The 2,890-nt window shown below is 56.6% G+C and carries 3 protein-coding genes and 2 pseudogenes; 2 read left to right on the top strand and 3 right to left on the bottom strand.

Features of this window, described 5'->3' with window-relative positions; genetic code table 11:
- Positions 1–270: 270 nt before the first annotated feature.
- Positions 271–630: pseudogene (locus FHT71_RS31060) on the bottom strand (glycosyltransferase); the annotation flags it as partial.
- Positions 631–670: 40 nt separating this feature from the next.
- On the opposite strand from FHT71_RS31060, the gene FHT71_RS31055 reads away from it, so the two are divergent.
- Entirely contained in the window at positions 671–814 is a 144-nt protein-coding gene (locus FHT71_RS31055; RefSeq protein WP_183723284.1) for a hypothetical protein, read from the top strand.
- Positions 795–1,204, top strand: a pseudogene (locus FHT71_RS31050) (GDP-mannose 4,6-dehydratase); the annotation flags it as partial. The gene FHT71_RS31055 and the pseudogene FHT71_RS31050, both read left to right, overlap by 20 nt.
- A 46-nt stretch (positions 1,205–1,250) precedes the next feature.
- Here the strand turns inward: FHT71_RS31050 and FHT71_RS31045 are convergent.
- A complete protein-coding gene (locus FHT71_RS31045; protein ID WP_132595327.1) occupies positions 1,251–2,378 on the bottom strand; it encodes an acyltransferase in 1,128 nt (375 codons plus the stop codon).
- Between the two features lie 311 nt (positions 2,379–2,689).
- The coding region (locus FHT71_RS31040) for a cupin domain-containing protein (RefSeq protein WP_183723282.1) at positions 2,690–2,890 on the bottom strand (201 nt) is incomplete at its 5' end.

Genomic DNA, 2,890 nt, shown 5'->3' with positions numbered 1-2,890 from the left:
TCGTGCTGATGCTGAAGGGCGACTACAACCTGACGGCCAGCGACTTCAACGGCGTCTCCTGAGGGGACGAGCGCGCCGCCCCGACCGGGTGATCCCGGTCGGGGACTTATCTGTTCAATGCGCCGGGTCCAGGCGACTGCGGCAGGGGGCTTTTGCAACATCATCCCTGGGCGCTCGGGCAATCGCGATGCCGTCGCACGATAGATGGGGCGGCGAATTGACAGGTATCCAATTCAAAATGGCGCTGATCGCGATGCTTGGACCTATGCTGGTGCCGCAAGCCATTGCCTCGATCATCACCAGTCCGAACGGCTCCGGCCAATCGATCGGAAAAAGCAAGGCTCCAGCATTTCCAAGGAACGCTGCTTTCTGATGCTCATTGATCTCGCCGAGGAACTCGACATTGGAATGACGTTTCACCATCGGCTCGACGACCGTTTCCCAGTAGGCCCGGTCGGCATTGTCGATCTTGGCGGCGATCTTCAGCTGCATGCCGACTTTTGCCGCGATCTCCATGGCGCGATCGGGTCGCTTTTCTGGCGAAATGCGGCCGAGAAACGCGAGGTAGTTGCCCTTTGGTTTTTCCGTGAAGGGCAGCAGATCGGCGGGTAGACCGTGGTAAACCGTCCCCGGGGCGTATAGAACGCGGCATCCGGTCCCGCCCCGGATCGTGCCCGCCAAGGTCGTGCGCACCGCGCTTCAGGATGCAGCCTCCGTCGCCGGCCTGCTGGTGACGACGGAGGCTATGATCGGCGAAAAACCGAAGAAGGAAGCCGCTCCGACGATCTCCGCCGGCCATACCGCTCGCGATTGACGCCGCTCTGGGCCGCCGTGAAGGCTTCAAGGTATTCGGTACCGACTACGAGACCGCGACGGCACCTGCGTCCGCGACTACATCCACGTGCTCGACCTTGCCGATGCGCATGTCCGCGCCGTGGAGCATCTGATGCGGGGTGGGGAGTCGGTCGCGCTCAATCTCGGCACCGGCACGGGAACAACGGTGAAGGAGTTGCTCGGCGCCATCGAACGCGTGTCCGAGCGGCCGTTTCCTGTGGAGTATGTCGGTCGCCGCGAGGGCGACTCGCACACGCTGGTTGCCAACAATGACAAGGCGCGGGAGATTCTCGGCTGGACACCACAATATGATTTGTCTCAAATCATCCGCTCGGCGTGGAACTGGCACGCGAAATCAAACCAGCACTGAAATTGTTACAAATGCCGTTGACCCGGATCTGGCGAGCAACAGGTCTTCATGCCCCCTTCGACAATACTGAAAGCTTTCGCCGAAACGGCACATCAAATACGAGATACACAATAGCCGACAGTCCGACGATAAAAACGGTTCCTACGACGATGACGGTGACCTGTCCCACCCAGGACAAATGAAGCTCAGTTGCGACAAAAGAGATTGCGCGAACCAGCGGATAGTGAACGGCGTAAACGGGATACGATAGATTGCCACACCACATTGCCACGCGCCGGGTCGCGGGGCCAAGCTTTGCACTAAGGCTGAAAAACACGACAGCCGGCATTATCACAGCAATACAAATTGCATCGAGCTCGGCCTTTGGAAGTCCTAGATCGGGAAGGAGCAAAATGGTGATCAAAACGACTGTCGCCAACGCAAAGCACTTGCTGGGTGCAAAATCGCGGTGTTTGTAAATCAGCAGGCCGATCGAAAATGACCAGATTACTCGCGGAAAGCCGTACCAGAATTCGCTCGGACGAAAACCAAAGTTGGCGTTGCCGGTCCTCACAATGGCTAACAGGAGCACAATCCCGCTGGCAGCGAGGACAAGCCACATCGCTGCTTGACCTATTCGTGCGCGTGCCCACATGGCGAATGCGATATTCACAAAAATCTCGAAGAATAGCGACCAGGTCGGGGTGTTTAGCGGGAAGACGGTTTGTTCCAAGGTTACAGTGTGCAGCATAGAGGTCTGCAATAAGGGAATCGCAGTGATGCCAAAGACGAATGCGATCGCGATATCAGTTAAATGTTGAAGCTCGTCACTGATCTCAGGCCTACCAAGCTCGATGAACGCAGCAATTGACGTGCCCACAAAAATCAGCGGGAGAAGCCTGATTAATCGCTTTCCGGTAAAGCCGCCCACAGGGAGGTTTCCGCTCTCCAGTGGCTTCCAATATGCACCGGCAATCACGAATCCGCTCAGAACGAAAAAGAAATCAACGGCAAGATAAGCATTTGGGGCAACATACGGCAGCTCGAGGCGCGTCACGAAGTGTTTGAGAACAACAACCAATGCCGCAACGCCGCGCAAAAGGTCCAGCCCAGCGTAGCGGTGGCTTTTCGATTCACCAGTTTCAATTGGCGCCAACAAATCTCGGGTTCTTGCAAAGTAACGGAGCCAGTGCATTGGGTCGTGCCTCTTCCGTTCTAATAGGAAAAACTAACTGTGCTCGATCGTTTGGGGACGCACGCCTTCATTCATCGACGCGACCGATTTTGAGGCGTCGAGGAAAGACCAAAGCCTGTGGTAGTGGTTGTCGGCTCAACTCGCATGGTGCCTCCAGGTCAAAGAAGCGCCTTTCTCGCTCAAGCTGAACAAGAAAGCGCGGGAGCTTCGAGCCACGATCAGACGTGGTGGACGTTGGGCCCATGTCTTCAAGTAAGTCCATTTGCTTGCCGTTGCCTCCGTCTCGTATAGAAAATCACCGTCTGGCCTGATCAGCTGCGGCCGAACTCGTCGACGATGCGGATGATATCGTCCTCTCCGAGATAGGATCCGGTTTGGACTTCGATCAGCTCGAGCATGATCTTGCCGGGATTGGCGAGGCGATGGACTTCACCAAGCGGAATGTAGACGGATTCGTTTTCCCTGAGCATCTGCACGTTCTCGCCGATGGTCACCTCGGCCGTACCTTTGAC

Source organism: Rhizobium sp. BK060, assembly GCF_014193145.1.
Lineage (GTDB): Bacteria > Pseudomonadota > Alphaproteobacteria > Rhizobiales > Rhizobiaceae > Rhizobium.
Note: the sequence above shows the minus strand (reverse complement) of the source record. Positions and strands in the feature narration are given on the sequence as shown.